Origin of the sequence: Halolamina sp. CBA1230 (assembly GCF_002025255.2) — an archaeon.
Classification (GTDB): domain Archaea; phylum Halobacteriota; class Halobacteria; order Halobacteriales; family Haloferacaceae; genus Halolamina.
Map to the genome: position 1 here is coordinate 963,926 of NZ_CP054587.1, position 23,470 is coordinate 987,395.

The window sequence follows — 23,470 nt, forward strand, 5'->3', positions numbered from 1 at the left end:
GAGTGAGCGCCCTTCGGTCCCGATCTACTGCCAACGACGCCGAAGTTGGAGGGTCAGCGTAGCGACCAGCCACCCAACATCGATCCGTACCGCTCGACCAGCGTCGACGCCAGCCGCCGCTCGACCGGAGTGAACCCCAGCGTCTTCAGCGTCGCGGCGAACGCGATCAGCCCAACCAGTGTTCCGGGCACCGCGGCGGCGACGACGCCGACGAGCACCAGCGACGTGTGGTGTGCCACCGAAGGTAGCTTGATGGATGGCCGGCACTACCTTCGCCTATGCCCGACACCTGCGAGTTCCTGGAGCGCCGGACGGCCGGCGACGACGGCGAGGCGTTCGACGAGGCGCGGCCGTACTGCACCGCCGTCGACGCGTTCGTCCAGCCGATGCGGGCGGACGTCTGTGCGAAACGCTACGGCCTCGACCCCGAGACCGACTGCGAGTTCTACCGCGAGGCGAAGGATCTCGGGTCGATAACTGGGTTCGACGGCGTGGACAGCGAGGACGGAGATACAGCGACGGAGGGGGCCGACTCGTGAGCTACGACGACTACCGCGACGGGAAGCCGCTGATCGTCACCGCGGCGCTGACGGGCGGCGTCCACGGGAAGGAGGCCAACCCCAACGTCCCCGAGACGCCCGCGGAGGTGGCGGAGGCCGCGGCGGCCGCGGAGGAAGCGGGCGCGAGCATCCTCCACCTCCACGCCCGCGAGGACTCCGGGGAGCGCGCGTTCTCGACCGAGCGGTTCCAGGAGCTCACCGACGCGGTCCGCGAGGCGACCGACGACGTGGTGATCCAGCACTCCACCGGCGGGACGGCGGCGCCCGACGCGCTCCGGGCCGAACCGCTTCGGACCGACCCCGCGCCGGAGATGGCGTCGCTGGACATGGGACCGCTCAATCGCTACCAACACCTCACCAGCGAGAACACCCGGGCGCTCGTCGACGCGCTCCACGAGGAGATGCAGGCCCGCGGGATCAAGCCCGAACTGGAGGTGTTCAACGGCGGCCACCTCAACGAGTCGCTGCGGATCTGGGACGACCTCGACGAGCCGCCGTACGTCAACCTCGTGTTCGGCGGCGGGACGACGACGATACCCAGCCCGCGGAACCTGCTGAACATGGTCGAGAACGTCCCCGACGGAGCGGAGTTCAACGTTCTCGCGTTCGGCCCGCACCAGCTCCCGCTGACGACGATGGGGATTCTTCTCGGTGGGCACGTCCGGGTGGGGCTGGAGGACAACCTCTACTACAGGAAAGGCGAGCAGGCCGAGAGCAACGCGCAGTTGGTCGAGCGCACCGTCCGGATCGCCGAGGAGCTCGGGCGGCCCGTGGCGTCGACGGCGGAGGCGCGGGAGATACTGGGACTGTAGCGACGGAAAGAAAACACTTTCCGGCCGACGGCTGTGGGGCGAAAGGATGGACGAACAGCGGGTACTTCGGCTCGGAACGCTTGCGCTCGCGCCGTTGGGGTTGCTGTTGGTCGCTCTGGGACTGGTGGTGGGCAACACCGTAATGGCAGGGGTAGGTGTCGGGGTGACTGTTCTCGGCGGCGTACTCTCCGTGGTGTTTCGTCGGGCCGACTTCGATCCGGCGTCGCTGGGTCGGGGCGGACGGGCAACGACGCACGCCCTCACGACCTCAGGGCTGTTCGGTTGTCTCGCATACCTGTTCGGGTCGGGCCCGATACTGATCGTCCCGCCCATCGGCGCAGCCGCTGTGGGAACCCTACTCGGACTCCTCACCGTCGCGGTCCAGTCGTGGCTGTTCGGCCGCGACCCGCTCGGCCGCGTAATCCCCCTCCCGACGGCCGTGTCGTTCGTCGCGCTCCTGTTGGTCCTCCCCGCGGCGTGTCTCTCCTACGCCGTGGTCACCGTCGTCGGTGGAACGGTTGCCGTCGGCTGGCAGGCCGTCAAGTGATCGACGGCGCGAACAGCGGTCCGACGCCGGCCCCGATGTTCCGCTCTCACACACCCACCCGGGTTCCGTGATGTTTAAGTGTACACTCCCGGAATCGGTGTATGTAGTGAACTGTAGGGGCGCGGCGTCCCGAGTCCGACGACGTCGGGCGACGATACCAGCACGCGGGTTGCGGTAGCCTAGCCTGGCCCAAGGCGCAGGGTTGCTAACTCTGTGGCGCACAGCCTCCGGGGTTCAAATCCCCGCCGCAACGCTCGCACCGACACCAACCAGATATGAGTGCAGAAGAACCAGCGGACGGCGAGACGGAGGGGGACGAGGACCTCCAGTACTTCGTCCGGATCGGGCAGTCCGACCTGGACGGGACCAAATCCGTCGAGCGGTCCCTCAGCGAACTCAAAGGCATCGGCAAGCGCATGGCGCGCATCGTCGCCGACGAGGCCGAAGTCGATCGGCAGGCGACGTTCGGACGCCTCGACGAGGACGAGATCGACGACGTCGTCGACGTCGTCGAGAACCTCGGCGATCACGTCCCCGAGTGGATGGCAAACCGGCAGAAGGACTTCTTCACCGGCGAGACCACCCACGAGACCGGGGGCGACCTCGAGGAGTCCCGGCGCCACGACATCAACCGCATGAAGATGATCAGCTCCTACAAGGGCGTCCGCCACGAGCGCGGGCAGAAGGTCCGCGGACAGCGGACCAAGTCCACGGGTCGAACCGAGGGGACCATCGGGGTCAACATCGAGGAGATCCGCGAGGAGATGGAAGAGGAAGGTGAAGAAGAATGACGACCGGCAACGCGACTAAACGCTACGAGACGCCGAACCACCCGTTCCAGGGCGAGCGTATCGCCGAGGAGGCCGGGCTGGTCGACCGCTACGGGCTCGAGAGCAAGGAGGAGCTCTGGCGCGCGCAGTCGCGCCTCCGCGACTTCCGTCGCGAGGCCCGACGGCTGCTCGGCGCCGCCCAGGGTGACGTCGAGGCCGCAAACGCGCGCGGCGAGGAGTTCGTCGCCCGGCTCCGGAAGATCGGCATCCTCAACGAGAACGACGACATCACCGAGGTGCTGAGCCTCGACGAGACCGACGTGCTGGAGCGCCGCCTCCAGACCGTCGTCTACCGGCAGGGGCTGGCGTCGACGCCCCAGCAGGCTCGGCAGTTCCTCGTCCACGGCCACGTCACCGTCGACGGCGCTCGGGTCACCGAGCCCTCGAAGTTCGTGACCGTCAGCGAGGAGGACGCGATCGAGTTCGACGAGAACTCGGTGCTGTCCGACGAACTCCACCCCGCACGCGCGGAGGGTCAAGACGAATGAGCCAGAGCGAGTCCACAGCCGCTGACGACGAGAAGTGGGGCATCGCACACGTGTTCGCGTCGTTCAACAACACGCTGATCACGGTGACCGACGCCACCGGCGCGGAGACGGTCGCGAAATCCTCCGGTGGGACGGTCGTGAAGCAGAACCGCGACGAGGCGTCCCCCTACGCGGCCATGCAGATGGCCGAGGCGGTCGTCGACGACGTGAAGGCCGCCGGCATCGGCGGCGTCCACGTCCGCGTCCGCGGCCCGGGCGGCAACGACACGAAATCCCCCGGCCCCGGTGCACAGGCGACGATCCGTGCGCTCGCCCGTGCGGGTCTGGAGATCGGTCGAATCGAGGACGTCACTCCGCTCCCCCACGACGGGACGCGCGCACCCAAGAAGAACCGACTGTAACACATGGCAGACGAATTCGACGTCGAGTTCATCCGAGGCGACGATCGCGAGGCGCGGATCCTCGTGCGCGGTCTCACCCCGGCCTTCGCCAACGGGCTGCGCCGGGCGATGATCGCGGACGTGCCCACGCTGAGCATCGACACCCTCCACGTCGTGGAGAACTCCTCGGTGATGTTCGACGAGATGATCGGGCTCCGACTGGGCCTCGTCCCGCTGACGACGCCCGACGACTTCGAGTACGGTGATACCGTCACCCTCGCGCTCGACGTCGAGGGGCCGGACACGGCGTACTCCGGGGACATCGAGTCCTCGGATCCCGACGTCAAGCCCGCCGACGAGGACATCCCGATCATCCAGCTGAACGAGAACCCCAGCGGCGAGAACCAGCGCATCGAGCTGGAGGCCGAGGCCGTCCTCGACGACGGCAAGAGCCACGCCAAGCAGTCGGGCGGCGTCGCGGTCGGCTACCGCCACCTGCGAACGGTGTCGGTCGTCGGCGACCGCGGCGAGTTCGACGAGGAGGAGACGAACATCCTCCGTGGGGTCATCGAAACCGAGGACGGGGAGCTGATCCCCACCGACGAGTTCGATCACGACCTGACCGAGCGCTACCCCGGGAAGGAACTCGAAGTCGAGGACGTCCCCGGGGCGTTCGTGTTCCACGTGGAGACGGACGGCTCGATGACGGTCGAAGAACTGGTGCTCCGCGGGATCGACTCGATCGAGTCGCGCGCGGACGAACTGCAAGAGAAAGTCGCAGTCTGATGGCCTGGAACCCACGACACCCCGACGCTAGCCCCCGATCCGGGAGCCCCGGCGCCGGCGAGTCGTGGGTGCGGACCGAAACCGCTTTGAAGGGCCATCCAGTATCCGAGAGTGCAGGCAGGGATAGCCAAGTCAGGCCAACGGCGCAGCGTTCAGGGCGCTGTCCTGTAGAGGTCCGCAGGTTCAAATCCTGCTCCCTGCATTTCTCGGATCGATCGAACCGGAGAGCCCTGTACTCTCAGTTTTCGGAGGCAACTCCACTTCAGAGGTCAATCCATGAGTAGCAACAAGACGAACCCGAGACTAGGGAGCCTCATCGCCGAGCTCAAGTCGGTCTCCCGCGACGTCGGTGCCAACGTCTGGGCCGACGTGGCCGAACGACTTGAGAAGCCGCGCCGCACGCACGCAGAGGTCAACCTGGGCCGCATCGAGCGATACGCCCAGGAGGACGAGACGGTCGTCGTGCCCGGCAAGGTGCTCGGCAGCGGTGTGCTCCAGAAAGACGTCACCGTCGCCGCGGTCAACTTCTCCGGCACCGCCCGGAAGAAGATCGACCAGGTCGGCGAGGCGGTACAGCTCGAACAGGCACTCGAAAACAACCCCGAAGGCAGCAACGTGCGGGTGATCCGATGAGCGTCGCCGAGTGGGAGGCCGACCTCGTCGTCGACGCCCGCGACTGCATCATGGGTCGCGTCGCCAGCGAGATCGCCCAGCGCGCTCTCGACGGCGACCGCGTCGCCGTGATCAACGCCGAGCAGGCGGTGATCACCGGCAACGAGGAGGCCACGATGGAGACCTACCGCACGCGAGCGGAGCTGGGCTCCGACTCGGGGCCGTACTACCCCAAGCGCCCGGACCGCATCTTCAAGCGCTCCGTGCGCGGCATGCTGCCGTACAAGCAGGATCGCGGCCGCGAGGCCTTCGAGAGCATCCGCATCTACGTGGGCAACCCCCACGACCGCGACGGGGAGGTGCTCGAGGGCACCTCGCTCGACCGGCTCTCGAACATCAAGTTCACCACGCTCGGAAACATCTCCGAGACCCTCGGCGCCAACAAGACATGGTAACGAACACGTCCGGCAAGAAGAAGACGGCCGTCGCCCGCGCCACGGTGAGCGAGGGCGAGGGTCGCGTTCGCATCAACTCCCAGCCCGTCGAGCTGGTCGAACCGGAGCTCTCGCGGCTCAAGATGCTGGAGCCGTTCCGCATCGCCGGCGACGACCTCCGCTCGGAGATCGACATCGACGTGTCGGTCTCCGGCGGCGGGTTCGCGGGGCAGGCCGACGCCACCCGCACCGCCATCGCGCGCGGGCTGGTCCAGCACCTGCAGGACGCCGAACTCCGCGACGCGTACATGGAGTTCGACCGCTCGCTGCTGGTCAACGACTCCCGGCAGTCCGAACCGAAGAAGTGGGGCGGGCCCGGCGCGCGTGCTCGCTACCAGAAGTCCTACCGCTGAGGTGATCCAACCATGATGATACCCGTCCGGTGTTTCTCGTGTGGCAAAGTTATCGGGGAACACTGGGAGGAGTTCGAGGAACGAGCGCGTGACGGCGAGGAGGACCCCGCAGCGGTGCTCGACGACCTCGGCGTCGATCGGCACTGCTGCCGGCGCATGATGGTGAGCCACCGCGACCTGGTGGACGTCGTCTCCCCCTACCAATGAGCACGGACACGGAGTTCAACCGGTACGAGAAGGCCCGCATCATCGGCGCCCGAGCGCTGCAGCTGTCGTACGGCGCGCCGGTGCTGGTCGAGACCGACCGGACCGAGCCGTACCTCATCGCGGCACAGGAGTACGACGCCGGTGTCCTGCCGTTCACCGTTCGACGGGAGGGTAAATGACGCGCATCAGCGGCGTCTCGCTCCGGCGCGTGCTCGACTCGCGTGGCAACCCCACGGTCGAGGCCGACGTGCTGACGCGGTCGGGCGGCTTCGGCCGCGCGACGGCCCCCTCCGGGGCCAGCACCGGCGAGCACGAGGCCGTCGAGCTCCCGCCCGGCGAAGCGATCGCTGCGGCTCGGAAGCACGCGGTCCCCCGACTCGTGGACGAGGTCCACGCGGGGAACCAGCGCGAGGTCGACGCGGCGCTGCGTGGCGCCGACGGCACCGAGGAGTTCTCGGAGATCGGCGCCAACAGCGCGGTCGCGATCTCGATGGCGGCGGCGAAAGCCGGCGCCGACGTGCTCGGGGCGCCGCTGTACCAGCATCTCGGCGGCGCGTTCCGCGGGGACAACTTCCCCGTGCCGCTGGGCAACGTCGTGGGCGGCGGCGAGCACGCCGCCGACGCGACCCACATCCAGGAGTTCCTCGCGGCGCCGGTCGGGGCCCCCTCCGTCGCGGAGGCGGCCTTCGCCAACGCCGCGGTCCACGAGACCGTCGGCGAACTACTCACCGAGCGCGGCGTGCCAGCCGCGAAAGGTGACGAGGGCGCGTGGGCGCCGTCGATCGACGACGCGGAAGCGTTCGAGATCGTCGCGGCGGCCTGCGAGACGGTTGCCGAGGACGTCGGTTTCGAGATCAGCTTCGGTCTCGATATGGCCGCCTCGGAGCTCTGGGACGGCGACGCCTACCAGTACGGCGACCGGGCCCGGAGCCCCGACGAGCAGATCGACTACGTGGCCGACCTGGTCGAGGAGTACGAGCTGGCGTACGTCGAGGACCCCCTGGAGGAGAACGACTTCGAGGGGTTCGCCGACCTGACGGATCGGGTCGGCGACGAGACGCTCGTCTGCGGTGACGACCTGTTCGTCACCAACACCGAGCGGCTCCAGCAGGGTATCGAGCAGGGGGCTGGTAACAGCATCCTGATCAAGCCGAACCAGATCGGGACGCTCTCGCTGGCGGTCGACGCCATCGAGACCGCGACCCGCAACGGGTTCACGCCCGTGATCTCCCACCGTTCGGGAGAGACCGAAGACACGACGATCGCACACCTCGCCGTCGCGACCGGCGCGCCGTTCATCAAGACGGGCACCGTCGGGGGCGAGCGAACCGCCAAACTCAACGAACTCATCCGCATCGCGGAGGACGCTGTATGAGCGAAAGCGAGAACGACGAGACAGAACCCGCCGAGGAGGAGGTGGCCGACGAGGCCACCGAGACCGAGGCGGCGGTAGAGACCGCCTCCGACGAGGAGGCAGAGACAGAGCAGGCCGACGAGGCCGAGGAAGAGGAGTCCCGGTTCGACGAGAACGTCATGCCGGACGAGGAGGAGGCAGACCTCCTCATCCCCGTCGAGGACTACCTCTCCGCTGGGGTCCACATCGGGACCCAGCAGAAGACCAACGACATGGAGCGGTTCATCCACCGCGTCCGGGACGACGGGCTGTACGTGCTCGACGTGAGCCAGACCGACGGCCGGATCCGGACCGCGGCGGAGTTCCTCTCCAACTACGACCCCGAGCAGGTGCTCGTCACCTCCTCGCGGCAGTACGGCCGGTTCCCGGCCGAGAAGTTCGCGGACGCCATCGGCGCCCGCGCACGCACGGGTCGGTTCATCCCGGGCACGCTGACGAACCCGAAGTACGACGGCTACATCGAGCCGGACGTCGTGGTCGTCACCGACCCGATCGGCGACGCCCAGGCGGTGAAGGAGGCCATCACGGTCGGCATCCCCGTCATCGCCATGTGTGACTCGAACAACGCCGTTTCGAACGTCGATCTGGTCATCCCGACCAACAACAAGGGTCGACGCGCGCTGTCGGTCGTCTACTGGCTGCTGGCCAACGAGACGCTCGACCGCCGCGGCGCCGAGCCCAGCTACGCCCTCGAGGACTTCGAGGCCGGGCTCTAGGCCCGTCGAGATCCTTTCTGCGTTCAGTTCTTGCGTGGGTAGCGGTGGTGCTCGGCAGCGACTATTTGGCTGGGTATTCGGATGTTTGATAGTGGCTGCGACGGCGACAGCAACTCGATCGTTGACCACTTGCGACCGTGACCACCGAGGAGACGGACGTCGTGTTCCACTTCAGCAACTCGATCGTTGACCACTTGCGACCGCAACCGCACCGCACAGGCCTCATACCTCCCCAGCCGACTCACTCGCTTCGCTCGTTCGTCCCTCGCGCTCGGCTCGCGCACGGAGGCGCTCGCGCTTCGCGCCGACAGCCACGGCGGTGCGGTGGCGGTGGACGCCTCGCCGGCGCCGACTGTCGGCGTCACCAGAACGCTCCGCGTTCTGGTTGGCAGACGAGAATCGCCGATTCTCGTCGACGCCGGCGGGGGGAGGGGTGGGGACTCGGTGCTGGGCCGGACCTCGTGTCCGGCCCACTGCGGTCGCAAGTGGTCTAGCACCGAGATGCTGTTGCCGTCGCGGTTGCTGTCCCGGTTGCCACCGAACGAGAGGCTGTCGCCATTCCGGCAGTCGACACCACGACCCCGTAGCGAAGCCACGACGCGCCTCCCTCCTCATCACACCGCCGACGACGGGCTTTTCCTGACTCTCATCCAGATGCACCCATGGGCTACCGAACCGTGCGAACGCGGGACGTCGAACCGACTCCTGACCGACCCTGCGAGCTCCGGCGGCTGACCGCCGCCGCGGGGCTCGAGGCGGTGGCACTCAACCGCTACAGCGTCGACCCCGGCGAGGAGATCCCGCTGGCGTACCACTACCACGACGAGCAGGAGGAGGCGTTCTTCGTGATCTCGGGAACGATCGAGATCGAGACGCCCGAGGGGACGTTCGTGGTCGGCGCCGACGAACTGTTCGCGGCCGATCCCGAGAGCCCGCACCGCGCGTACTGCCCCGATGACGCCGACGAAACTTCGGAGGTGCTGGCCGTCGGAGCGCCCCAGACCGAAGGTGACGTGCACGCCTACGGCCCCGACGAGTAGCAGTCGGAACGACTGTAACCGTCGAGAGCGAGCGTCCGGACATGACGACTTCGAGCGCCCCCGGCAAGGTGTACCTGTTCGGGGAGCACGCCGTGGTGTACGGCGAGCCCGCGGTGCCCTGCGCGATCGAGCGCCGGGCGCGGGTCAGCGTCGAGCCACGCGACGACCACCGCGTCCGCGTCGAGGCCGACGAGCTCACCCTCGACGGCTTCACCGTGGAGTGGGGCGGCGACACCGACCAGAAGCCCGACGTCGACGTCCCCTCGAACCTCGTGGAGGCCGCGACGGGGTACGTCGACGAGGCGCTGGCACAGGCTCGCGACGCGCTTTCCGACCCCGAGGCGGGGTTCGACGTGACGATCGAGAGCGAGATCCCGTTGGGGGGCGGACTCGGCTCCTCGGCGGCGGTGGTCGTCGCCGCCATCGACGCCGCGGTCCGCGCCCGCGGCGAGTCGATCGATCCCGAGGAGCTGGCCGACCGCGCGTACCAGGCCGAAGCGACCGTGCAGGGCGGCGAAGCGTCCCGCGCGGACACCTACTGCTCGGCGATGGGCGGCGCGGTCCGCGTCGAAGGTGACGACACGCGACCGATCGAGGCGCCGGAACTCCCGCTCGTCATCGGCTACGACGGCGGCGCGGGCGACACGGGCGAGCTGGTCGCCGGCGTCCGCGCGCTCAAGGAGGAGTATTCGTTCGCCGCCGACACCGTCGAGACCATCGGCGACCTCACTCGCGAGGGCGAGCAGCTACTGGCCAACGCGGACCCCGGCGAGGAGCCGGGCCCGGTCCTGCTCGACGAACTCGGCGAACTGATGAACTTCAACCACGGGCTGCTGTCGGCGCTGGGCGTCTCCTCGCGCTCGCTGGATCGGATGGTCTGGTCAGCTCGCGAGGCGGAAGCCGAGGGCGCGAAGCTGACCGGTGCGGGTGGCGGGGGCTGTATCGTCGCGCTCGACCGCACGCAGGCCACCCGGCGTGCGCTGGAGTACTCGCCGGGCTGCGAGCAGGCGTTCCGCGCCGAACTCGCGACCGAGGGGGTGCGCGCGGAGGAATGAGTCCGACGATCCTCAAACTCGGCGGCTCGGTGATCACCGAGAAGGACCGTGCGGAGACGCTGGACGGCCCGGCGCTGGACGCGGCGGCCGACGCAGTCGCCGAGGCGATGGAGGGCGGCGACGTGTCGGAACTGGTGCTGGTCCACGGCGGCGGGAGCTTCGGCCACCATCACGCCAGCGAGGCGGGGGTGACGACCACCGACGGCAGCGGCGACGCCACGGACGCGATCGCGATCCACAGCGCGATGAAGACGCTCAATCAGTTCGTGCTCTCCCGCCTCCACGAGCGCGGCGTGCCGGCGCTGCCGGTCCATCCGCTCTCGGCCGGCGCGCGCGACGCAAACGAGGATCTCGATATGCCGATGAACCAGACCGCGACGATGCTCGGTGAGGGGTTCGTCCCCGTCCTCCACGGCGACGTGATCGCGACCGAGGGGGAGGGCGTGACGGTGCTCTCTGGTGACGAGATCGTCACCACCGCCGCCGAGCACCTCTCCGCGGACCGCGTCGGCCTCTGTTCGACGGTGCCGGGGGTGTTCGACGCCGACGACGAGGTGATCCCGGAGATCACGGCGTTCGACGACGCTTCGGACACGCTCGGCGACAGCGACGCCGACGACGACGTGACCGGCGGGATGGCCGCGAAGGTTCGTGAACTGCTGGATCTCGGCGCGCCGGCGTCTGTGTTCGGGCCCGAGGAGATCGGCGCGTTTCTGGGGGGAGAGAACCCCGGGACGACGATCCGCGGACGGTGACGGCCAACCGTTCCGGTGCAACGATCCGTGGACGGTGACGGCCAACCGTTCCGGTGCAACGATCCGCGGACGGTGACGGCCAACCGTTCCGGTGCAACGATCCGTGGACGGTGACGGCCAACCGTTCCGGTGCAACGATCCGCGGACAGTGACTGCCAACTATTAACACGGCCGGGTCCCATCTCTAGCCGACCCCCATGGCGGACGTCGACCGGCGCCCCGAGGCGGAGGCCGAGTACCGGGACCACCTCGAGCGCAGCGCGACCGTCTGGGACCGGTGGAGCGACTGGTACGGGATGAGCGAGCGCGACTTCGAGCCGATCCGCGAGGAGCTGCTCGCCCAGCTCGACCTCCAGCCCGGCGACCGCGTGCTGGATCTCGGCTGTGGACCCGGCGTCAACTTCACCCCGATCATGGAGGCGATCGGCGACGAGGGGCGACTCGTGGCGGTCGACTACAGCCCGGAGATGGTCGCGAAAGCGGAGGCACGCGTCGCCGACCACGGCTGGGAGAACGTGGCGGTCGAGCGCGCGGACGCGACGACCGCGGATCTCGGCGGCCCGTACGACGCCGCGGTCGCGACACTCTCGCTGAGCGTGATGCCGGACGTGGAGCGTGCCGTCGCGAACGTCCACGGGGCGCTCGAACCCGGCGGCTCGCTCGCCGTGCTCGACCTCCAGCCGTTCCAGTCCGGGCGGCGGCAGGCGTTCAACCCTCTCCTGCGGCGCTTTCTCCAGTGGTACGCCAACTGGAACCCCGACGGCGACGTGCGCGGGGCGATCGACGACGTCTTCGGCGGGTACGAACTGCTCGGCGAGGAGCTGCTCGGGACGGCGTACACGCTCGAGGCGACGCGTTCGCCCGATCGGTGAGGCGACGACCCAGTTCAGCAACCCTTTACCCCTCCCCTCCCGGGGTTCGACCATGCACGAGATCACCGGGAGCGGCTTCATCGAGGTCGTCACCGGCTCGATGTTCTCGGGGAAGACCGAGGAGCTGTTGCGGCGCCTGCGCCGGGCGGAGATCGCCGGCCAGGACGTCGCCGCGTTCACCCCGGCCATCGACGACCGCTACGGCGAGACGACGATCGGCTCCCACGAGGGCCGGCAGTGGGACGCACGGGTGATCGACAACGTCGGCGACGGCGTCTGGGAGCTGCAGGACCACCTCAACGGCGAGGAGGTGGTGGCGATCGACGAGGCGAACTTCTTCGATCGGGACCTCGTCAACGTCTGTAACGTGCTCGCCAACGACGGCCGGCGCGTGATCGTCTCCGGGACCGACATCACGTTTCGCGGGGAGCCGTTCACGCCGCTGCCGGAGCTGATGGCCGTCGCCGAGTACGTCGACAAGCTGCAGGCGATCTGTACGGTGTGTGGCGAGCCGGCGACCCGGAACCAGCGGCTGGTCGACGGCGAACCGGCCCACGTCGACGACGAGACGATCGTCGTCGGCGCCGAGGAGTCCTACGAGGCACGGTGTCGGAACTGTCACACCCTGCGAACCGACTAAGTACGATGGAGGAACGCCGTCGATGACCCAGTGGATCGGGAACCCCGAGGGCGGGCGCGGCCGCGGGCCGCGAGCGCTCGCTCGCGCGTGGGCGGAGGTGCTCGTCCGGCCGCGGCGGTTCTTCCGGAACGGGATCGCACCCGCGGACCAGGCGCCGGGGCTGGTCTTCGGCGTGCTCGTCGCGCTGGGCGCCGTCGGCGGCCGGCTGGCGACGGGTGACATGCCCACCTTCGAAACTGTCGAGGTTGCGCCGCCGTTCGGCCTCGGCAGCGGTCCGCTGGGCGCCGTGCTGGTGCTGTTGGGCGTCGGCCTGTTCCTCGCACCGGCGGCGTTCCACCTCTCGGCGGCGCTGGAGACCGTCGGGCTGGCGCTGCTGGCACCCGACCGCGCGGGTGTGAGCGAGACGGTGCAGGTGATCGCGTACGCGACCGCACCCTGCCTGCTGACCGCCGTTCCGTGGGCGCCGCTGCGGGTGGTCTGCTGTCTGTACGGCGCAGGGCTGCTGATCGTCGGAACCGCGGTCCGGCACCGGACGTCGATCCCGCGGGCGGCGCTGGCGGCGGCGCTGCCGGCCGTCATCGTGTTCGGCTACGGCTACGGCGGGTTCGCGGCAGCGGGACTCTGAGTCGGTGTCGCGAGGTCGGTTGCGGTGGCTTTCGACAACGCCTTTAGGGCGGACCCAGTTTGTTCTCACAAATGGGTAACTGTATCATCTGTGGCGCCGACACCGAGGGCCACATCTGCCAGTCACACGAGGAAGACGTCGTTTTCGAGTTCCGTGGCGACAGTCCGGACCAGCTCGTCGAGAACCGCTTCTACCGCGGGGTCGTCGACGGCTACGCCGACTTCGGCGTGTTCGTCGACCTCTCGCCGAACGTCACCGGGCTGCTCCACCGCTCGGAGCTCGACGGCCGGCTCGAGAGCCTCGAGTGGGAGGCCGGCGACGCCGTCTTCGTCCAGGTGAAGAACGTCCGCGACAACGGCAACGTCGACCTGACCTCCTCGATCCGGCAGGCCGACCGCGAGTTCCGCGGCACGCTGATCCAGGAGGGGACCGAGGAGCTGCTCCCCGAGGAGGACGAGAGCGACGACGAGACCGAGGAGGTCGAAGAGGGAAACGGGCGTAAGCGGGACGGCGAAGCGACGAGCGAGGAGCCGACGCCGGCTCCCGAGACCGACGGCAGCGGCGCCGAGACCGCGGCCGAGGAGGAAGCGGAGACCGAGGCCGCCGAAACGGAGAGCGAGCCCGCCGAAACGGAGAGCGAGCCCGCCGAAACGCAGAGCGAGCCCGCCGAAACGCAGACCCAGCCCGTCGAAACGACGACGGGCGGGGCGTCGGACGCGGCCGAGGCCGACACCGAGGAGACCCCCGCGGCAGCCGAGCCCGAGGAGCCGACTCGCCGCGACATCGGCGAGCTCTCCGATCGCGTGGGCGAGGAAGTCCGCATCGAGGGCGAGGTCGTCAGCGCGCGGCAGACCGGCGGCCCGACCGTGTTCGAGCTCCGCGACGAGACCGGCGTGGTCGACTGCGCGGCGTTCGTCGAGGCCGGCGTGCGCGCCTACCCCGAGATCGAGGTGGGCGACATCGTCCGGCTCGACGGCGAGGTCGAGGTCAGGCGCGAGGAGCTCCAGGTCGAGACCGAGGCGCTGGTCGAACTCGAGGGCGAGGAGCGTGAAACCGTCGAGCGCCGGCTGGCCGAGGCGATGACCGAGCGTGCCCGCCCGGACGACCCGACGCTGGTCGCCGACGACGACGCCGTCGCGGCGGCCGACGAGGGGCTGCTCGACGCCGCGGAGGCGATCCGCCGCGCGGTGTTCGAGTCCCGCCCGATCGTGGTCCGGCACGCCGCGACCGCCGACGGCTACGTCGCCGGGGTCGCACTCGAACGCGCGATCCTCCCGATGGTGCGCGAGGAGCACGCCGAGAGCGACGCCGAGTACCACTACGTGAACCGGCGCCCGCTGGAGGAGTCGGTGTACGAGATGAACGACGCGACCAACGACGTCACCAGCATGCTGCAGGACCGCGACCGGCACGACGAGAAGCTGCCGCTCGTGGTGCTGGCCGGCACCGCCTCCACCGCCGAGAGCGAGGACGGGCTGGAGATGCTGGGGATCTACGGCGCCGAGCGCGTCGTCGTCGACGCCGCGCCCGCGGACACGGAGATCGCGGACGTCTCGGACGTGCTGGTCAACCCCGACGCCGACGGGCTCTCGACGGGCGCGCTCGCCTCGTCGCTGGCGACGACGGTGTCGCCCGACGTGCGCGAGGAGATCGCCCACCTGCCGGCGGTCAGCTACTGGGAGGACACCCCCGACGCCTACCTCGACGCCGCCCGCGAGGCCGGCTTCGACGAGGAGGCCGTGACCGAGCTCCGCGAGGCGATCGCGCTGGAGGCGTACTACCAGTCCTACGACGAGAAGCGCGAACTGATCGGCGACCTGCTGTTCGGCGAGAGCCCCGAGGCCGTCGCCGCGGGCGCGCCCGGGGACGTCGCGGAGAGCGAGACGCTGGCGGGCCACATCGCCACCCAGTTCCGTGAGAAGATGGACACGGAGGTCGAGACGGCCGAGGCCAACATCGAGCGCAGCGAGAGCGAGGGCGTCGAGGTCGCGGTGCTCGACACCGAGGAGTACACCCACAAGTACGACTTCCCGCCGAGTTCGCTGCTGCTCGACGAGCTCCACCGCCGCGGCGACGCGGACGTGACGATCGGCATCGCGATGGACGAACTGTGGGTCCGCGCGGACACGGACGTGGATCTGCGCGAGGTCGCGCGCGAGGCTGCCGCGAACGCGGCCAACGCCGGGGTCAGCGCTGCGGGGCTGCGCGAGGGTCGGATCGAGTTCCTCTCCGGCGCGCGTGATGAGGTCGAGATCGCCGTGGTTGGGGCCGTCGTCGAGCAGTTCGACTGATTCTCGGTTCGCCGCGGTTCGATTCCTGCAGTTTTCGCTCGTTCGATAGTCGGTTCTGGGTTCAGCTACTGCAACAGCAACCGCGACAGCAGTTGGATCGGCAGTAACTGAGACGGCGACGGCAACAGCATCTCGATCGTTGGCAACTTGCGACCGCAGTGCGCCGGGCCCTGTGCCCGGCGCAGCACCGAGTCCCCACCCCTCCCCCCGCGGCCGCCGACGGTCGGCGGCCGCGAGGCGTCCACCGCCACCGCACCGCCGTGGCTGTCGGCGCGAAGCGCGTGCGCCCTCGTGGCGCACGTCAGCGCGAGGGACGACTGAGTGAACGCAGTGAACGAAGGAGTCGGCTGGGGAGGCCTGAGGGCTGTGCGGGGGGGTCGCGGTCACAAGTGGTCATGCTCACTCCGCGGTCGTGTTTGCGGTCGCGGTAGTCGTCGCGGGTTAATCACCGAAATCGGCAGCTCGTGAGCCACTTCGTTCGCTGAGTTTCCCGCCTCGCTCGCATCCTCACGGTTCGCTGACGCTCACCGTTCGGTTTTCGAGGCGGTTTGCCGCTCACTTCCGTTCGCGTTTTTCCTCGCTTCGCTCCACAACTCGCGGTTCGCTGTCGCTCACCGCTCGTTTAACGAGGAAGTTTGCCGTTCAGTCACTTCGTTCCCTCACGTTTACCCCCTCACTCGCAGGCTCACGGGTCGCTGACGCTCCCCGTTCGCCTTTCGAGGCTGTTTGCCGTTCACTCGCTCCGTCGGAGCAAGCTCCGACGTGCTCTCGCTCGCTGCGCTCGCGAGAACTTCGCTCGTTCACGTTTTCCAGCCTGCTCACGGTTCGCTGACGCTCACCGCTCGTTTAACGAGACAGTTTGCCGTCGTTCCCTTCGGTCACGACGTTTCCCTGTCTCGCTCGCAACCCTTAACCCCGAAAACCCCCCACCCAACGATAATGAGTACGGACGCCGCCGAGACCGAGGACGGCGACCCCCCCGCCTTCGTCGACGCCTGCGAGGAGCTCTGCCGCCGCATCATCGAGGAAGACCTTGAACGCGACGACCTCGAAGCAGCCAAACGCGAGGTCTGCAGCGACACCGGCGCGCGCAAGGTCCCCACCAACGGCGACATCCTCAGCTACGCCCCCGACGACCGCCGTGACGACGTAAAGGAGGTCGTCCAGCGCAAGCCCGTCCGCACCGCCTCGGGCGTCTCCCCGATCGCGATCATGACCTCGCCGCACATGTGCCCACACGGGAAATGTCTCTACTGCCCCGGCGGGCCCGCCTCGGAGTTCTCCTCCGCGCAGTCCTACACCGGCCACGAACCCGCGGCCGCCCGCGGCGAGCAGAACGACTACGACCCGTACGGGCAGGTCCGACTCCGCCTCGAACAGCTCCGCGCGATCGGCCACCCCGTCGACAAATGCGAACTCATCCTGATGGGCGGAACGATGACCGCCCGCAGCCACGACTACCAGGAGTGGTTCGTCAAGCGCGCGCTGCAGGCGATGAACGAGTACGACCTCGACTCGGACCCGAACCCCAACCAGACCGAGAGCTTCGCCGAGCCGCCCGAACAGCAGGAGTTCGAGTATCTCGAGGACGTGATCGCCCGGAACGAGACCGGCGACATCCGCGTGACGGGGATCACCTTCGAGACCAAGCCCGACTGGTGCGATCCCGAGCAGATCGACCGCATGCTCGATCTCGGCGGGACGAAGGTCGAGGTCGGCGTCCAGACCACCTACGAGCGGATCAACCGCGAGATGCACCGCGGCCACGGCACGCAGGCGAGCATCGACGCCAACCGCCGCCTCCGGGACTCGGCGTTCAAGGTCGGCTTCCACATGATGCCGGGCCAGCCCGGGATGAGCCAGGAGATGTGCCGCGAGGACTTCCGACAGCTGTTCGACTCCCCGAAGTGGCGGCCGGACTACCTCAAGATCTACCCCACACTCGTCGTCGAGGGCACCCGCGTCTACGACATGTGGAAGCGCGACGACTTCGAGCCGCTTGACAACGAGACCGCCGCCGACGTGGTCGCCGACGCGATGAACGAGATCCCGAAGTACTGCCGGCTCCAGCGCGTCCAGCGGGACATCCCCGCGGACTTCATCGAGGGCGGCGTCTGGAAGTCGAACCTCCGACAGCTCGCCCAGCAGCGCGCCGAGGAGAAGGGGTACGAGATCCGGGACATCCGCGCCCGCGAGGTCGGCCACAACGAGGAGGATCCCGACCCCGCGGAGATCACGCTGGACACGATCGAGTACGAGGCCGGCGGCGGCACCGAGCGGTTCATCTCCTTCGAGGACCCCGTCCGGGACCTGCTGATCGGCTTCTGTCGGCTTCGGTTCCCCAACGATCCGGTCCGGCGGGAGCTCGAAGACGCCGCACTCGTCCGGGAACTCCACGTGTACGGCACGGAAGCGACGTTCGACGGCGAGGGGGACGACTCCGGGAAGAGCGAGGCGCCACGCGCCTCGGAAACGCGAGCGGCGGAGCCGCGAGCAGAGTGGCAGCACCGCGGCTACGGCCAGCGGCTCGTCGAGGAGGCGGAACGGCAGGCACGCGACGCCGGCTACGGGAAGCTGAGCATCATCTCCGGCATCGGCGTCCGGGAGTACTACCGCGAGAAGCTGGGGTACCACCAGGACGGCCCGTACGTTTCGAAACGCATCTGAGCGGGGTGTTTTTGTCGGCGTGGGCCGACCTCCGGGTATGAGCGACGCGCGCGGGGAGCAGGACTCGGTCGGCCAGCGCCTCCGGGAGAACGTGGTGGGGGTCGTGAGCACGCTCGTCACCGCAGTCTGGATGGGTGCACTGTTCACCGACCAGAGCTGGTGGCTGGCGGCGTTACTCGTGGGGTACATCGCGATCGTTCCGATCACCGCGATGCTGTTCGGCGACGAGGAGGAGCAGGAGGAGTGGCTGGACGAGGACGGCGACGACTCCGAGAGCAACGAGACGGAGGAGACGCCGCTCGAAACCCTCCGCCGGCGGTACGCCGAAGGGGAACTCAGCGAGGCGCAGTTCGAGCGCAAACTGGATCAGTTGCTCGAGACCGAGACGATCGAGGACGTCGAGGACCGCGCGCGGCGAGAGCGCGACCGGGCGACCGAACGCGAGCGGTGACGACGGGCGCTTCCCGAAACGCCTAACCGCCGGCCGGCCGCAGTCGGCGACGATGCCACCCCGCGACGCCGTCGACACGCTGCTGTTCGGCGAGGAGCCCGCGCTGTCGGCGCAGTTGGTCCGCGTGGCCGGGGGGCTGTTCTTCGTCGCGCTGTTCGCCCACCTGCCCGTCCGCTACCTCGGATCGACGAGCGACACCGTCGTCGTCGGTGCGGTCGCAGTCGCGATGTTCGCGGTCGCCGCCGGCGCCGCCTACGTCAACGACGGGCTGCTCGTCTCGATCGCGCTCGCCGCGGGGATCGGCGTCGGCTTCTACGCGCCGGCGATCCTGTTCGAACTCCGCGATCCGGGCAACGCCACGCTGTGGATACTCGCCGTCGGCTCGTTCTCCTCGCTCGTGGCGGGAGTCCTCGGGTTCGCGGTCGGCGGGGGCGCGCGTCGCCTGCGGGAGTGAGCCCCGAACGGAACGCCCTTCCCGGTCGCCCGAGAAATCCGGCCCATGGAGCCGAAACGCGAACTGTCGAGCGTCGACCTCGCGGCGCTTTCGACCGAGCTCTCCCGGTACGAGGGAGCCAAGCTCGACAAGGCGTATCTCTACGACGAGGACATGCTCCGGCTCAAACTCCGGGATTTCGACCGCGGTCGGGTGGAGCTGCTGATCGAGGTGGGTGAGAACAAGCAGGCCCACGTCGCCGACCCCGAGCGCGTGCCCGACGCGCCCGGGCGTCCCCCGGAGTTCGCGATGATGCTGCGCAACCGCATCGAGAGCGCCGACCTCGTCTCCGTTTCCCAGTACGAGTTCGACCGCATTCTCGTGTTCGAGTTCGAGCGCCCCGACCAGAACACCACGCTCGTCGTCGAACTGTTCGGCGACGGCAACGTCGCCGTGCTGGACGAGCACGGCGAGGTCGTGCGCTCGCTGGAGACGGTGCGGCTCAAGTCCCGTACGGTCGCGCCGGGGAGCCAGTACGAGTTTCCCCAGTCCCGGCTCAACCCCCTCGACGTCGACTACGACACGCTCGAAGCCCGGATGGAGCAGTCAGACACCGACGTGGTGCGGACGGTCGCGACCCAGCTCAACCTCGGCGGGTTCTGGGGCGAGGAGCTCTGTCGCCGCGCGGGCGTCGAGAAGGCGATGGACATCGCCGACGCCGGCGAGGCGGAGTACCGCGCGATCCACCGCGAACTGATGGATCTCGCCGACGCGCTCCGGAGCGGGCAGTTCGACCCCCGGGTGTACGTCGAACTCGACGAGGACGGCGAGGGGACCGCCGCCGATGAGGACGAGGACCGCCCCCTGACCGAGCGCGGGCGCGTCGTCGACGTGAGTCCCGTCGTGCTGGAGGAGCGGTCCGACCTCCACGCTCGGGCGTTCGACTCGTTCAACGCCGCGCTCTCGGAGTACTTCTACCGGCTCAAAGAGCAGGCCCAGCGCGAGGAGGAGGGCGGCGGCCGCGAGCGGCCGGACTTCGAGGCCGAGATCGAGAAGGAGAAACGCATCATCGAACAGCAGGAGGAGGCGATCGAGGGGTTCGAGGCGGAGGCCCAAGAACTGCGCCGGAAAGCCGAGATCTGCTACGCGCGCTACGACCTGATCGACGAGGTGCTGTCGACGATCCAGCGGGCCCGCGAACGGAACACGCCGTGGGACGAGATCGAGGAAACTCTCGAGGCGGGCGCCGAGCAGGGGATCCCCGCCGCCGAGGCGGTCGTCGACGTCGACGGCGCCGAGGGGACAGTGACGGTCGAGGTGGATGACGAGCGCATCACCCTCGACGCGACCACGGGCGTCGAGAAGAACGCCGACCGCCTCTACCAGGAGGCCAAACGCGTCGAAGGGAAGAAGGAGGGCGCCCGCGAGGCGATCGAGGACACCCGCGAGCGCCTCGAGGCCGTCAAACAGCGCCGCGAGGAGTGGGAGAGCGAGCCCGAGACGGAGCCTGAACCGGAGGAGGAGCAGGAGGATATCGACTGGCTCGCCCGGCAGGACATCCCCGTGCGTCAGCCCGAACACTGGTACGAGGAGTTCCGGTGGTTCCACACCAGCGACGGCTACCTCGTGATCGGCGGCCGCAACGCCGACCAGAACGAGGAGCTGGTGAAGAAGTACCTCAACAAGCACGACCGCTTCTTCCACACGCAGGCCCACGGCGGCCCGGTGACGATCCTGAAAGCCAGCGGCCCCTCGGAGCCGTCCAGCCCCGTGGACTGGCCCGACTCCAGCCTGGAAGAGGCCGCGCAGTTCGCGGTCGCGTACTCCTCGGTCTGGAAGGACGGCCACGGCGCCGGCGACGCGTACATGGTGGAACCGGATCAGGTGAGCAAGACGCCCGAGTCCGGCGAGTACCTGGAGAAGGGTGGGTTCGCGATCCGGGGCGACCGGGAGTACTTCCGCGATCTGGCCTGTCGAGTGAAAGTCGGGATCACCTGCGAGGACGAGACCCGCGTGATCGGCGGCCCACCGAACGCGATCGAACCGAAGGCGGAGACCACGATCACGCTCGAACCCGGGAAGTTCGCGCAGAACGACGCCGCCGTGAAGTGCTACCGGGAGTTCAAATCGCGGTTCGCCGACGAGTCGTTCGTCCGCAAGATCGCCAGCGCCGACCGGATCCAGGAGTTCCTGCCGCCGGGCGGGAGCGACCTGGTGGACGTGTAAATCGGACCGCGGCACGGGGAGCCGTGGTCGGAGAATCGGACCGCGGCACGGGGAGCCGCGGTCGGAACGACTACCGTCCGTCTTCTGCCGGCAGCCGCAGTCCGTCCCGCCGCTCGTCGAGCACCGCGAACCGCTCCCCGCGCCGTGTTTCGAGCCAGTACAGCAGTCGTGCCGCCCAGCGCAGTTTCTTCGCCTTCAGCTCGCTCACGTCCGGATCGTCGAACTGCCAGCCGACGAACGTGAGTCGGTCGGCGCCCAGCGCGTCAGCGAGAAACGCCGCGCGGTCGCCGTCGGTGACCCCGCCGAAGTTCCGGACGGGGCCCGCGGGCGCAGCCTGCGTCGTCGGTAGGAGTCGCTCGTCGGCGAACGCCGGCACCCAGCGCTCGAGCGCGTCGACGTTGTCGCCGTGGGCATGGACCGCGACGGGGAGCCCCTCGTCGCTCGCGGCCGCGAGGCGTTCCGGGGTCCCGTCGAGATCCGTCACTGCGAGATCGACATCGACGCCGGCGTCCCGGAGCGTCGTCGCCGCAGAGGAGGCGGCGATCACGCGGTCCGCTGCGGCGGCGGCTTCCGCCTCGGCGTCGAGGGTCGGGCCTGCACCGGCGACGGCGACAGTTTTCCCCTCGAACGCGGGGAGGGAGTCGAGATCGAACGGGCCGACCATCGACGCCAGCCGGTCGCGGGCGCGCTCGTCGGCCGCGCGGTCGAAGCCGAACTCCGCGAGGATACGTTCGTACACTGGCTCCCAGACGTGGAACTCCATACGGTGTAGCCGTGGCTGATGGACGTGAATACTGCGGAGATGAGTGGGCCGGCGTGGTACCGAAGTACCCCTACCCAGGTACCGTACCGGCGTCCACCCGTGGCTTTCTGCGGACCCGGTATAAGCTTTCTTGTCCCCTCCGGCGGGACGGGTAGGCTGCCCGTAACCTTGATGCGCTGGCTGACGCTGGATACCCCATGGACCTCTACCGCACCAGCGAGTCGGGACTGGTCGCCGTACAGCCGCTCGACCTCGGGGAGACGGCCGGCCTCGCCGGCGCACTCCTCCAGGGCCCTGGGGGTGAACTCGGCGCCGAGGACGTGCTGTTCGTGACGACGGCCGACGACGACGGCAGCGCGACGGCGCTGGCGCTCGACGCCGAGGGGGCGACCGTCGTCGTCCGGGCCGCCGACGGCGAGGTAGGGAGCGACGCCGTCACGAACGCGCTCGAGCGCGCCAGCGCGGTCGCAGACCGACCCTACGAGGCGTTAGACGAACAGTACGACGGGGAGTTACGGGAGGCCCACGCCGACTACTTCGATCGGGAGCCGCTGGCGCCCGAGGCGTTCAACCGCGATCAGCACGTCCGCCTGCTCGGCACGGCGTTCGCCGACGAGGCGCTCGATCTGGCGACGTTCCTGAGCGACCGTGAGGTGGCGGTCGACCCGGTCCGCGTCGAGGCGTTCGGCGCCCCAGCGAGCGAGGAGTACCTCGTTCGATTCGCCGGCGGGGACGGTGAAACAGTCGATGCGGACGAGGCGGAGCCCGTGGTTGCAGACGGTTCCGAGCAGTGGGTCGCCGGCACGGACTCGGGGGCGTCGGCCGAAGCGGCCGCGGGCGTCGACGAGTCCGGCGAGCGCGACAGCAGTGAGGGGTCGGGCGCGTCGAGTCACGAACCCGGGCTCGGGGCGAGCGAGGACGGCGCGGGTGAGACGGGAGCCGACGACGCCGACGGGGCGGACGAACCGAGCGGGGACGCGGAGGATCTCGAACTACCCGTGCTGCTCGAAGCCGTCGCCGAGGGGGTACAGGACCGCCTCGTCGGCACGTTCGAGGGCGACCCCGAGGATCTGGTCTCCGTCGAGCGCGGGAACGAGATGCTGGTCCGCCCCGACCATCCGGCCTACGCCGGCGGCGTGCTCCGCTACCGACTGCGGGTCCAGCCCGAGGGGGACGTCGATTTCGAGGTGAGCATCTACGGCGGCAGCGAGGCCGAGAAGGAGCAGATGCGCGCGGTGATCCGCGAGAACGCGGACGCGATCGAGGAGGAACTGGGGTACGAGGTGGCCGAGGACTACGGCGGGTTCTCGGGCACCCGGGAGTTCGCGAGCTACGACCAGGTGGCGGCCGCCGAGATCGTCGACGAGTTCGATCGGCTCGTCCGCTTCTTCAACCCGCGCGTGATGCGGGCCTGACGCCCAGAAGGAAAGAGACGTGACCCCGGGGGCCGGAG

28 protein-coding genes and 2 tRNA genes are annotated in these 23,470 nt (G+C 69.0%); 28 read left to right on the forward strand and 2 right to left on the reverse strand.

The genetic code is table 11. From position 1 onward, the window contains the following. Positions 1 to 53: 53 nt before the first annotated feature. Positions 54 to 239, reverse strand: coding sequence for a hypothetical protein (locus tag B4589_RS04875; RefSeq protein WP_079233217.1), 186 nt, complete (start codon positions 237 to 239; stop codon positions 54 to 56). 39 nt (positions 240 to 278) lie between these two features. On the opposite strand from B4589_RS04875, the gene B4589_RS04880 reads away from it, so the two are divergent. The 27 genes from B4589_RS04880 to rqcH all read left to right on the forward strand — a co-directional run bounded on the left by B4589_RS04880 (position 279) and on the right by rqcH (position 21,254). Beyond that, positions 279 to 539 (forward strand): hypothetical protein, encoded by a 261-nt coding sequence (locus tag B4589_RS04880; RefSeq protein WP_079233219.1) that lies wholly within the window; start codon positions 279 to 281, stop codon positions 537 to 539. Then, on the forward strand, positions 536 to 1,372 hold the full coding sequence (locus B4589_RS04885) for a 3-keto-5-aminohexanoate cleavage protein (RefSeq protein WP_079233220.1): 837 nt from the start codon (positions 536 to 538) through the stop codon (positions 1,370 to 1,372). The genes B4589_RS04880 and B4589_RS04885 overlap by 4 nt, the downstream gene beginning before the upstream one ends. Before the next feature lie 46 nt (positions 1,373 to 1,418). Beyond that, on the forward strand, positions 1,419 to 1,919 hold the full coding sequence (locus B4589_RS04890; protein WP_079233221.1) for a hypothetical protein: 501 nt from the start codon (positions 1,419 to 1,421) through the stop codon (positions 1,917 to 1,919). A 168-nt stretch (positions 1,920 to 2,087) separates the two neighbouring features. After that, positions 2,088 to 2,172, forward strand: a tRNA-Ser gene (locus B4589_RS04895). A 22-nt stretch (positions 2,173 to 2,194) separates the two neighbouring features. Beyond that, positions 2,195 to 2,710 (forward strand): 30S ribosomal protein S13, encoded by a 516-nt coding sequence (locus tag B4589_RS04900; RefSeq protein WP_079233222.1) that lies wholly within the window; start codon positions 2,195 to 2,197, stop codon positions 2,708 to 2,710. Further along, the gene (locus tag B4589_RS04905) at positions 2,707 to 3,237 is read left to right on the forward strand and encodes a 30S ribosomal protein S4 (protein ID WP_079233223.1); all 531 of its coding nucleotides are present in this window, start codon (positions 2,707 to 2,709) and stop codon (positions 3,235 to 3,237) included. The genes B4589_RS04900 and B4589_RS04905 overlap by 4 nt, the downstream gene beginning before the upstream one ends. Further along, positions 3,234 to 3,638: a 30S ribosomal protein S11 gene (locus B4589_RS04910; RefSeq protein ID WP_079233224.1), complete on the forward strand. Its 405-nt coding sequence runs from the start codon at positions 3,234 to 3,236 to the stop codon at positions 3,636 to 3,638. Before B4589_RS04905 ends, B4589_RS04910 begins: the two co-directional genes overlap by 4 nt. Positions 3,639 to 3,641: 3 nt before the next feature. Then, positions 3,642 to 4,403 carry a DNA-directed RNA polymerase subunit D gene (locus tag B4589_RS04915; RefSeq protein WP_079233225.1) on the forward strand — a complete coding sequence of 254 codons (762 nt, stop codon included), beginning with the start codon at positions 3,642 to 3,644 and terminating at the stop codon, positions 4,401 to 4,403. 117 nt (positions 4,404 to 4,520) lie between these two features. Next, positions 4,521 to 4,605 (forward strand) — tRNA-Leu (locus B4589_RS04920). Between the two features lie 74 nt (positions 4,606 to 4,679). Next, positions 4,680 to 5,036, forward strand: coding sequence for a 50S ribosomal protein L18e (locus B4589_RS04925; RefSeq protein ID WP_079233226.1), 357 nt, complete (start codon positions 4,680 to 4,682; stop codon positions 5,034 to 5,036). Further along, positions 5,033 to 5,470 (forward strand): 50S ribosomal protein L13, encoded by a 438-nt coding sequence (locus B4589_RS04930; RefSeq protein WP_079233227.1) that lies wholly within the window; start codon positions 5,033 to 5,035, stop codon positions 5,468 to 5,470. The genes B4589_RS04925 and B4589_RS04930 overlap by 4 nt, the downstream gene beginning before the upstream one ends. After that, positions 5,464 to 5,862, forward strand: coding sequence for a 30S ribosomal protein S9 (locus B4589_RS04935; protein ID WP_079233228.1), 399 nt, complete (start codon positions 5,464 to 5,466; stop codon positions 5,860 to 5,862). Before B4589_RS04930 ends, B4589_RS04935 begins: the two co-directional genes overlap by 7 nt. Before the next feature lie 12 nt (positions 5,863 to 5,874). After that, positions 5,875 to 6,069 carry a DNA-directed RNA polymerase subunit N gene (locus B4589_RS04940; protein ID WP_049980783.1) on the forward strand — a complete coding sequence of 65 codons (195 nt, stop codon included), beginning with the start codon at positions 5,875 to 5,877 and terminating at the stop codon, positions 6,067 to 6,069. Next, entirely contained in the window at positions 6,066 to 6,248 is a 183-nt protein-coding gene (locus tag B4589_RS04945; RefSeq protein ID WP_079233229.1) for a DNA-directed RNA polymerase subunit K, read from the forward strand. The genes B4589_RS04940 and B4589_RS04945 overlap by 4 nt, the downstream gene beginning before the upstream one ends. Further along, on the forward strand, positions 6,245 to 7,444 hold the full coding sequence (gene eno, locus B4589_RS04950; protein WP_079233230.1) for a phosphopyruvate hydratase: 1,200 nt from the start codon (positions 6,245 to 6,247) through the stop codon (positions 7,442 to 7,444). Before B4589_RS04945 ends, eno begins: the two co-directional genes overlap by 4 nt. Beyond that, entirely contained in the window at positions 7,441 to 8,199 is a 759-nt protein-coding gene (rpsB, locus tag B4589_RS04955; protein ID WP_079233231.1) for a 30S ribosomal protein S2, read from the forward strand. The genes eno and rpsB overlap by 4 nt, the downstream gene beginning before the upstream one ends. 662 nt (positions 8,200 to 8,861) lie before the next feature. Then, positions 8,862 to 9,239 (forward strand): cupin domain-containing protein, encoded by a 378-nt coding sequence (locus B4589_RS04960; protein ID WP_079233232.1) that lies wholly within the window; start codon positions 8,862 to 8,864, stop codon positions 9,237 to 9,239. A gap of 41 nt (positions 9,240 to 9,280) precedes the next feature. After that, positions 9,281 to 10,294: a mevalonate kinase gene (gene mvk / locus B4589_RS04965; RefSeq protein WP_079233233.1), complete on the forward strand. Its 1,014-nt coding sequence runs from the start codon at positions 9,281 to 9,283 to the stop codon at positions 10,292 to 10,294. Then, positions 10,291 to 11,049 carry an isopentenyl phosphate kinase gene (locus B4589_RS04970; protein ID WP_079233234.1) on the forward strand — a complete coding sequence of 253 codons (759 nt, stop codon included), beginning with the start codon at positions 10,291 to 10,293 and terminating at the stop codon, positions 11,047 to 11,049. Before mvk ends, B4589_RS04970 begins: the two co-directional genes overlap by 4 nt. Before the next feature lie 197 nt (positions 11,050 to 11,246). Then, a complete protein-coding gene (locus B4589_RS04975; RefSeq protein ID WP_079233235.1) occupies positions 11,247 to 11,921 on the forward strand; it encodes a class I SAM-dependent methyltransferase in 675 nt (224 codons plus the stop codon). A gap of 52 nt (positions 11,922 to 11,973) precedes the next feature. Then, positions 11,974 to 12,561: a thymidine kinase gene (locus B4589_RS04980; RefSeq protein ID WP_079233236.1), complete on the forward strand. Its 588-nt coding sequence runs from the start codon at positions 11,974 to 11,976 to the stop codon at positions 12,559 to 12,561. A 22-nt stretch (positions 12,562 to 12,583) separates the two neighbouring features. After that, positions 12,584 to 13,186, forward strand: a complete 603-nt coding sequence (locus tag B4589_RS04985) for a YIP1 family protein (protein WP_079233237.1) — start codon at positions 12,584 to 12,586, stop codon at positions 13,184 to 13,186. A gap of 71 nt (positions 13,187 to 13,257) precedes the next feature. Further along, a complete protein-coding gene (locus B4589_RS04990; protein WP_079233238.1) occupies positions 13,258 to 15,477 on the forward strand; it encodes a DHH family phosphoesterase in 2,220 nt (739 codons plus the stop codon). A 939-nt stretch (positions 15,478 to 16,416) separates the two neighbouring features. Continuing rightward, positions 16,417 to 18,144, forward strand: a complete 1,728-nt coding sequence (locus tag B4589_RS04995; RefSeq protein ID WP_143414273.1) for a tRNA uridine(34) 5-carboxymethylaminomethyl modification radical SAM/GNAT enzyme Elp3 — start codon at positions 16,417 to 16,419, stop codon at positions 18,142 to 18,144. A 37-nt stretch (positions 18,145 to 18,181) separates the two neighbouring features. Next, entirely contained in the window at positions 18,182 to 18,595 is a 414-nt protein-coding gene (locus B4589_RS05000; RefSeq protein ID WP_079233239.1) for an SHOCT domain-containing protein, read from the forward strand. Between the two features lie 52 nt (positions 18,596 to 18,647). Next, entirely contained in the window at positions 18,648 to 19,049 is a 402-nt protein-coding gene (locus tag B4589_RS05005) for a hypothetical protein (RefSeq protein ID WP_079233240.1), read from the forward strand. Positions 19,050 to 19,094: 45 nt separating this feature from the next. After that, on the forward strand, positions 19,095 to 21,254 hold the full coding sequence (gene rqcH, locus B4589_RS05010; protein ID WP_079233241.1) for a ribosome rescue protein RqcH: 2,160 nt from the start codon (positions 19,095 to 19,097) through the stop codon (positions 21,252 to 21,254). Between the two features lie 70 nt (positions 21,255 to 21,324). On the opposite strand, the gene B4589_RS05015 is transcribed toward rqcH, so the two are convergent. After that, positions 21,325 to 22,017, reverse strand: a complete 693-nt coding sequence (locus tag B4589_RS05015; protein WP_079233242.1) for a 6-hydroxymethylpterin diphosphokinase MptE-like protein — start codon at positions 22,015 to 22,017, stop codon at positions 21,325 to 21,327. A 197-nt stretch (positions 22,018 to 22,214) separates the two neighbouring features. On the opposite strand from B4589_RS05015, the gene B4589_RS05020 reads away from it, so the two are divergent. After that, the gene (locus B4589_RS05020) at positions 22,215 to 23,432 is read left to right on the forward strand and encodes a hypothetical protein (protein ID WP_079233243.1); all 1,218 of its coding nucleotides are present in this window, start codon (positions 22,215 to 22,217) and stop codon (positions 23,430 to 23,432) included. Positions 23,433 to 23,470: the final 38 nt, after the last annotated feature.

What these genes read in the sequence shown, in the direction of transcription:
- B4589_RS04880 (WP_079233219.1), top strand. Translation starts at nt 279, where the DNA reads ATGCCCGACACCTGCGAGTTCCTGGAGCGCCGGACGGCCGGCGACGAC.
- B4589_RS04890 (WP_079233221.1), top strand. Translation starts at nt 1,419, where the DNA reads ATGGACGAACAGCGGGTACTTCGGCTCGGAACGCTTGCGCTCGCGCCG.
- B4589_RS04900 (WP_079233222.1), top strand. Translation starts at nt 2,195, where the DNA reads ATGAGTGCAGAAGAACCAGCGGACGGCGAGACGGAGGGGGACGAGGAC.
- B4589_RS04905 (WP_079233223.1), top strand. Translation starts at nt 2,707, where the DNA reads ATGACGACCGGCAACGCGACTAAACGCTACGAGACGCCGAACCACCCG.
- B4589_RS04910 (WP_079233224.1), top strand. Translation starts at nt 3,234, where the DNA reads ATGAGCCAGAGCGAGTCCACAGCCGCTGACGACGAGAAGTGGGGCATC.
- B4589_RS04915 (WP_079233225.1), top strand. Translation starts at nt 3,642, where the DNA reads ATGGCAGACGAATTCGACGTCGAGTTCATCCGAGGCGACGATCGCGAG.
- B4589_RS04925 (WP_079233226.1), top strand. Translation starts at nt 4,680, where the DNA reads ATGAGTAGCAACAAGACGAACCCGAGACTAGGGAGCCTCATCGCCGAG.
- B4589_RS04930 (WP_079233227.1), top strand. Translation starts at nt 5,033, where the DNA reads ATGAGCGTCGCCGAGTGGGAGGCCGACCTCGTCGTCGACGCCCGCGAC.
- B4589_RS04935 (WP_079233228.1), top strand. Translation starts at nt 5,464, where the DNA reads ATGGTAACGAACACGTCCGGCAAGAAGAAGACGGCCGTCGCCCGCGCC.
- B4589_RS04940 (WP_049980783.1), top strand. Translation starts at nt 5,875, where the DNA reads ATGATGATACCCGTCCGGTGTTTCTCGTGTGGCAAAGTTATCGGGGAA.
- B4589_RS04945 (WP_079233229.1), top strand. Translation starts at nt 6,066, where the DNA reads ATGAGCACGGACACGGAGTTCAACCGGTACGAGAAGGCCCGCATCATC.
- eno (WP_079233230.1), top strand. Translation starts at nt 6,245, where the DNA reads ATGACGCGCATCAGCGGCGTCTCGCTCCGGCGCGTGCTCGACTCGCGT.
- rpsB (WP_079233231.1), top strand. Translation starts at nt 7,441, where the DNA reads ATGAGCGAAAGCGAGAACGACGAGACAGAACCCGCCGAGGAGGAGGTG.
- B4589_RS04960 (WP_079233232.1), top strand. Translation starts at nt 8,862, where the DNA reads ATGGGCTACCGAACCGTGCGAACGCGGGACGTCGAACCGACTCCTGAC.
- mvk (WP_079233233.1), top strand. Translation starts at nt 9,281, where the DNA reads ATGACGACTTCGAGCGCCCCCGGCAAGGTGTACCTGTTCGGGGAGCAC.
- B4589_RS04970 (WP_079233234.1), top strand. Translation starts at nt 10,291, where the DNA reads ATGAGTCCGACGATCCTCAAACTCGGCGGCTCGGTGATCACCGAGAAG.
- B4589_RS04975 (WP_079233235.1), top strand. Translation starts at nt 11,247, where the DNA reads ATGGCGGACGTCGACCGGCGCCCCGAGGCGGAGGCCGAGTACCGGGAC.
- B4589_RS04980 (WP_079233236.1), top strand. Translation starts at nt 11,974, where the DNA reads ATGCACGAGATCACCGGGAGCGGCTTCATCGAGGTCGTCACCGGCTCG.
- B4589_RS04985 (WP_079233237.1), top strand. Translation starts at nt 12,584, where the DNA reads ATGACCCAGTGGATCGGGAACCCCGAGGGCGGGCGCGGCCGCGGGCCG.
- B4589_RS04990 (WP_079233238.1), top strand. Translation starts at nt 13,258, where the DNA reads ATGGGTAACTGTATCATCTGTGGCGCCGACACCGAGGGCCACATCTGC.
- B4589_RS04995 (WP_143414273.1), top strand. Translation starts at nt 16,417, where the DNA reads ATGAGTACGGACGCCGCCGAGACCGAGGACGGCGACCCCCCCGCCTTC.
- B4589_RS05000 (WP_079233239.1), top strand. Translation starts at nt 18,182, where the DNA reads ATGAGCGACGCGCGCGGGGAGCAGGACTCGGTCGGCCAGCGCCTCCGG.
- B4589_RS05005 (WP_079233240.1), top strand. Translation starts at nt 18,648, where the DNA reads ATGCCACCCCGCGACGCCGTCGACACGCTGCTGTTCGGCGAGGAGCCC.
- rqcH (WP_079233241.1), top strand. Translation starts at nt 19,095, where the DNA reads ATGGAGCCGAAACGCGAACTGTCGAGCGTCGACCTCGCGGCGCTTTCG.
- B4589_RS05015 (WP_079233242.1), bottom strand. Translation starts at nt 22,017, where the DNA reads ATGGAGTTCCACGTCTGGGAGCCAGTGTACGAACGTATCCTCGCGGAG.
- B4589_RS05020 (WP_079233243.1), top strand. Translation starts at nt 22,215, where the DNA reads ATGGACCTCTACCGCACCAGCGAGTCGGGACTGGTCGCCGTACAGCCG.